The sequence below is a fragment of the Kineococcus indalonis genome (assembly GCF_009906395.1).
Classification (GTDB): domain Bacteria; phylum Actinomycetota; class Actinomycetes; order Actinomycetales; family Kineococcaceae; genus Kineococcus; species Kineococcus indalonis.
Genome location: NZ_JAAALM010000272.1, coordinates 1 through 5453, shown reverse-complemented (window position 1 = coordinate 5453; position 5453 = coordinate 1). Strand labels below are relative to the sequence as shown.

The window sequence follows — 5453 nt, the reverse complement described above, 5'->3', positions numbered from 1 at the left end:
CCGTCGCGCGGGCCCGCGGCGCCGCCGCCGCGCGGGCCGCCGCCGCGGGCGCCTCCAGCCGGCGCAGCGCGCGGCCGGTGGCCTCCAGCACCCCCACCACGGCCGGGGAGGACAGCCGCGGCAGGCTGCCGGCCGGGCCGTCCAGGGCCAGGCAGCCCACCACCGCCGAGACGGGCCCGGAGTCGTCGACGAGCGGCACGGCCACCACGGCGCCGTACTTGCCGCGCAGCCGGCGGTGCTCCTCGAACGTCAGCCCCTGGCGCACGCCCGCGGGCAGGCGCTGCCAGCCGGCGGCGTCCACCTCCCCCGCGACGGCGTCCAGCGCCGCCACGTCCACGGCCACCACCTCCCCGTCGGCCGCCGCGCGGCCGATCACGCCCTTGCCCGGCGCCCACGCCGTGCCCGAGGCGACCGGGCGGCGACCGGCGCGCACCCGGTGCAGGCGCAGCAGGCGCGCCGGCCGGCCCGGCCAGGCCGGGCGGTGCAGCCGGTAGGCGGCCACCGCCAGGTCGCGCGCGTCGAGGCCGGTGGCGTCCACCGCGCTCCACAGCACCGCGTGCAGCAGGTCGTCGAGGACCTCGCGGTGCGCGGCGCGGCGCCCGGCGCGCCAGCGCGCCACCGCCTGCGCGGCGGTGGTGGCCACCGCCAGCACCGCGGTCAGGGCGATGAGCGCGCCCACCACCTCCCGCGGGGCGGCCCACAACCCGGCGCGCTCCAGCGCCAGCAGGGCGCCGACCACCGCGGCCAGCACCGCCAGCGACACGTCCACGACCAGCCGCCGCACGCACCCTCCCGGAGCCCGCGGGGCGTGCCCGGCCGGCCGCGCCCCGCGGGCCACCCTAGGGACGGGCCCGGACAGCGCGCCCGCGGTGCCGGGGCGGCCCCGCCCCGGCGGAGCACTACGCTCGGTGCGTGGCGACCCGGGACGTGGTGGTGGTCGGCGCGAGCGCCGGCGGGGTGGAGGCGCTGCGCACCCTGGTGGCCGGGCTGCCGGCGGACCTGCCGGCGACGGTGCTGGTGGTGCTGCACGTGCCGCCCACGGGCGCCGACGCCCTGGCCTCGATCCTCGACCGCGCCGGTCCCCTGCCCGCGCGCACCGCCGTCCCCGGCGAGCCGCTGCCGCGCGGCACCGTCCTGGTGGCCACCCCCGACCGGCACCTGATGCTCGCCGGCGGTCGCGTCGTGCACTCCACGGGCCCGCGGGAGAACGGGCACCGCCCGGCGGTGGACGTGCTGTTCCGCTCCGCGGCGCACGCGCTCGGCGCCCGCGTGGTCGGCGTGGTGCTCTCCGGGACGCTGGACGACGGCACCGCCGGCCTGGTCGCGGTGCGCAGCCGCGGGGGCGTGGGCGTGGTGCAGGAGCCCTCCGACGCCCTGTTCGCCGCGATGCCCGCCAACGCGGTCGCGGCCGCGGACCCCGAGCACGTGCTGCCCGTGGCCGCGATCCCCGCCCTGCTGGAGGAGCTGGTGCACCAGGAGGTCCCCGACGTCGCGGAGGCGCGCGGCGGGACGGGGACCACGGACCCGGAGGTGGCCGTGGCACGGTTCGACATGGACGTGGTGGACTCCGACGACCACCCCGGCGACCCGTCGGGGTACACCTGCCCCGACTGCTCCGGGGCGCTGTGGCGCATCGACGACCACGGCCTGCTGCGCTTCCGCTGCCGCGTGGGGCACGCCTGGACCGCGGAGAGCCTGCACGAGCAGCAGAGCGCGGAGACGGAGGGCGCCCTGTGGGTGGCGCTGCGCAGCCTGGAGGAGCGCGCCGCGCTGAACCGGGAGCTGTCGCGGCGGGCCGAGGAGTCCGGCCGGCGCATCAGCGCCGGGCGCTTCGGCGAGCGCGCCGACGAGACCACCGAGGCCGCCTCGGTGATCCGCCGGCTGCTCACCGGGCGCGGCGACGTCACCGGTGACGAGGTGGGCGCGTGAGCGGGGCGGGGGCCGCCGAGGTGCCCGAGGAGGACGGCCCCGTGGAAGCGGACGGCCTCGCGGACGGCCCCGCGGACGGCTTCGCGGACGCGGCCGCCGGCACGCCCCGGCAGCTCGACGAGCTGCTGCTGCTGCTGAAGGAGGCGCGCGGGTTCGACTTCACCGGTTACAAGCGCCCCAGCCTGGAGCGGCGGGTGCGCCGCCGCATGGCCGACGTCGGCATCGCCACCTACGAGGAGTACCGCGACCGCCTCGAGGTCGACGCCGACGAGTTCACCGCGCTGTTCAACACCATCCTCATCAACGTCACCTCCTTCTTCCGCGACGCCGAGGCGTGGGAGCGGCTGCGCACGGACCTGCTGCCGCAGCTGCTGGAGCGCAAGCCGACCGGCCCGCTGCGCGCGTGGAGCGCCGGCTGCGCCTCGGGCCAGGAGGCCTACACCACCGCCATCTGCCTGGCCGAGCTGCTGGGCCCGGAGCAGTTCCGCGAGCGCGTGAAGATCTACGCCACCGACGCCGACGAGGAGGCCCTGGCGCACGCGCGCACCGCCACCTACGGCGAGCGCGAGGTCAGGAGCGTGCCGCCGGAGCTGCTGGAGAAGTACTTCGAGGCCAGCGGCGGGCGCTTCACGTTCCGCCAGGACCTGCGGCGCTCGGTCATCTTCGGCCGCGCCGACCTGGTCCAGGACGCGCCCATCTCCCACGTGGACCTGCTGACGTGCCGCAACACGCTGATGTACCTGACGGCGGAGACGCAGGCGCGCATCGCCGAGCGGCTGCACTACTCGCTGAACCCCGAGGGGCTGCTGTTCCTGGGCAAGGCGGAGATGCTGCTCAGCCAGAGCTCCCTGTTCTCCCCGGTGGACCTGAAGAACCGCATCTTCCGGCGCGTGGGGGCCGCGCGCCCGGTCTCCCGCCTCACGGCGCCCGTGCCGCCGGTGCTGGCGCCGCCGGCCGACCCCGACGGCGGGGTGCTGCGCGACGAGGCGCTGGCGGCCAGCCCGGTGGCGCAGATCGTGCTGGACCAGGCGGGGGCCGTGGTGCTGTCCAACCAGCGCGCCGACGCCCTGTTCGGCCTGAGCGCGGCCGACACCGGCCGTCCCTTCCAGGACCTGGAGGTCTCCTACCGGCCGGTGGAGCTGCGCTCGGCCGTGGACCAGGCGCACGCGCAGCGGCGCACCGTGTGGATCCGCGACGTGGCCTGGACGCGCCCGCGCAGCGAGCAGCGCTGGTTCGACGTGCAGGTGGTGCCGCTGCGCACCGCGCACGGCCAGGCGCTGGGCACGGCGGTGGTCTTCATCGACGTCAGCCGCTCCCGGCAGCTGCAGGACGAGCTGGAGGACGCCCACCGCCAGCTGGAGACCGCTTACGAGGAGCTGCAGTCCACCAACGAGGAGCTGGAGACCACCAACGAGGAGCTGCAGTCCACCGTCGAGGAGCTGGAGACCACCAACGAGGAGCTGCACTCCACGAACGAGGAGCTGGAGACGATGAACGAGGAGCTGCAGTCGATGAACGACGAGCTGCAGCACTCCAACGACGAGCTGCGCCTGCGCACCGAGGAGGTCGGCGCCCTCAACAGCTACATGGAGGGCGTCTTCGCCAGCCTGCGCGTGGGGGTGGCCGTGGTGGACCCGGGGATGCGCGTGACGGTGTGGAACGCGTGGGCCGCGGAGGTGTGGGGCGTGCGCGGCGACGAGGCCCTGGGCGAGCACCTGCTGGGTCTGGACATCGGCCTGCCCCTGCACGAGGTGGGCCCGGCCGTGCGCGCCGTGCTGGCCGGCGAGGAGGCCGCGGTGCTGCAGCTGGACGCGGTGAACCGGCGCGGGCGCGCGCTGGCGGTGCAGGTCTCGGTGCTGCCGCTGCAGGGCGCGCAGGGCGCGCTGTCCGGCGCCCTGGTCGTCATGGAGCAGCGGGCCCCGGAGGCCTGAGGGCACCGGGGCGCCCCGGGGCGCCCCGGTGGGCCCCGCCGGCGCCGGCAGCGCCGCCCGACGAGGTCGAGCCGTGCGCGCGTCCCCGGGAGCGCTCCAGGGCGGAGCGCAGCAGCTGCTCGAGGTCGCGGCGCGAGGGGTCGGCCACGACCAGCGCGGCCAGGTCGCGCAGCTTGACGTTGCGGTCCTGGCTGAGGGTCGTCATCGCGGCGAACGCCTCCTCCACCGGGCACCCCAGCCACCCGGCGACCAGGCCCTTGGCCTGCTCGATGACGGCGCGCGAGCGCATCGCGATCTTCAGGTTGTCCGCCGTGGCGCGCAGCTCCTGCGCTCGCCGCGCCTCGCGCAGCAGGGCGCCGGCGGCCTCGGCGAAGACGGTGGCGCGGTCCAGGTCCGCCTCGGTGCCCAGCGCGCCGGGCGCCGGGCCGTACACGCCCAGGACGCCGGCGACCTCCTCGCCCAGGCGCACCGGCAGCGCCAGCGCGCTGCGCACCGGGCTGCCGGCGAGGTGCCGGCCCAGCGCGGGCCAGCGCGGGTCGGCGGGCAGGTCGCTGCTGGTGAGGGCCCGGCCCTGCTGGTAGGCGTCCACGCACGGGCCCTGCCGGGCGGTCCACTGCGCGCCGTCGGCGGCCTGCGCCTGCGCGGAGTCGGCGGCGGCCTCCTGCGGCTCGGCGGGGTCGCCGAGCACGACGCTGCTCCAGGAGGCGCCGCGCACGGCGCGGGTGGCCAGCGCCGCCACCCGCGAGAGCAGCTCGTGCAGGCCCACCTCCCCCAGCGGCAGGGTCGTCAGGGCCGCCACCGCGCGCAGCACCTCGTCGTCCTCGGCGCGCGCGGCCGCCCGCGGTCCGGGGGCCGCGGACTCATGCGCGGCGGCGCCGGTGCGCGGGGACAGCACCCAGCCCAGGCTGCGCGCGTCGGGGCGCCCCGCGGCCGCCACGGCGGTGACGACGACGCCCGCGCGCACCGGGTCGCCGGTGCGCGGGGTGAGCACCAGCTCGCCCTCGGCGGAGCCGCGGTGCAGGGCGGTGGCGATGAGGGTGCGCACCGCGGGGCGGTCCGCGGCGCCGACGAGGGCGGGCAGCGGCTTGCGCAGCAGGCGCGCGGGCTGCACGCCCAGCAGGGCGGCGGCGGCGTGGTTGGTCTCGCGCACGGCGCCGTGGGCGTCGGTGGTCAGCACGGGCACCGGCACGGCCAGGGTGAGGGCGCGCAGGGCGGCGCGCGCGTCGGTCTCGCGCTCCAGGAGCTCCTCGATCTGCCGCTGCTGGGCGGCGAGCTCGTCGTCGGCGACGGCCAGCTCCTCGGTGACCACCTGCAGGCGCAGCTCCAGGTCGTCCTCGTCGTACGGGGCGGGGGACGAGTGGACGACCCGCAGGCCCTCCGCGTGCTGCTGCGCACCCTGTTCAGGCGTCATGGTCGTTCCCAGGCTCCCGTGTCCGCGACACCGTGCGCTCGATGCACCCCCAGCATGGCCGCTGCGACGCCCCGTCGCCAAGTGGGCCGCCCGGGTGAGGTCGGGGGCCGGGCTCCCCCGCGGACGCCCCGGTGCGCTCCTACCGGCACTGCGTGCGCGAGAAGTACGAGTGGGTCGAGGAG

General features: G+C 77.7%; 4 protein-coding genes. 2 read left to right on the top strand and 2 right to left on the bottom strand.

Annotation, left to right across the window (positions count from 1 at the left end; translation table 11 throughout):
* Positions 1 to 784 (bottom strand): hypothetical protein (locus tag GTR00_RS13530; protein ID WP_166612135.1); only part of this gene is annotated, 784 nt, incomplete at its 3' end.
* A 128-nt stretch (positions 785 to 912) separates the two neighbouring features.
* On the opposite strand from GTR00_RS13530, the gene GTR00_RS13525 reads away from it, so the two are divergent.
* Positions 913 to 1929 (top strand): chemotaxis protein CheB, encoded by a 1017-nt coding sequence (locus GTR00_RS13525; RefSeq protein WP_166612134.1) that lies wholly within the window; start codon positions 913 to 915, stop codon positions 1927 to 1929.
* Positions 1926 to 3860: a CheR family methyltransferase gene (locus GTR00_RS13520; protein ID WP_205705756.1), complete on the top strand. Its 1935-nt coding sequence runs from the start codon at positions 1926 to 1928 to the stop codon at positions 3858 to 3860. The genes GTR00_RS13525 and GTR00_RS13520 overlap by 4 nt, the downstream gene beginning before the upstream one ends.
* Here the strand turns inward: GTR00_RS13520 and GTR00_RS13515 are convergent.
* Positions 3832 to 5271 carry an ANTAR domain-containing protein gene (locus GTR00_RS13515; protein ID WP_166612133.1) on the bottom strand — a complete coding sequence of 480 codons (1440 nt, stop codon included), beginning with the start codon at positions 5269 to 5271 and terminating at the stop codon, positions 3832 to 3834. The genes GTR00_RS13520 and GTR00_RS13515 overlap by 29 nt on opposite strands.
* Positions 5272 to 5453: the final 182 nt, after the last annotated feature.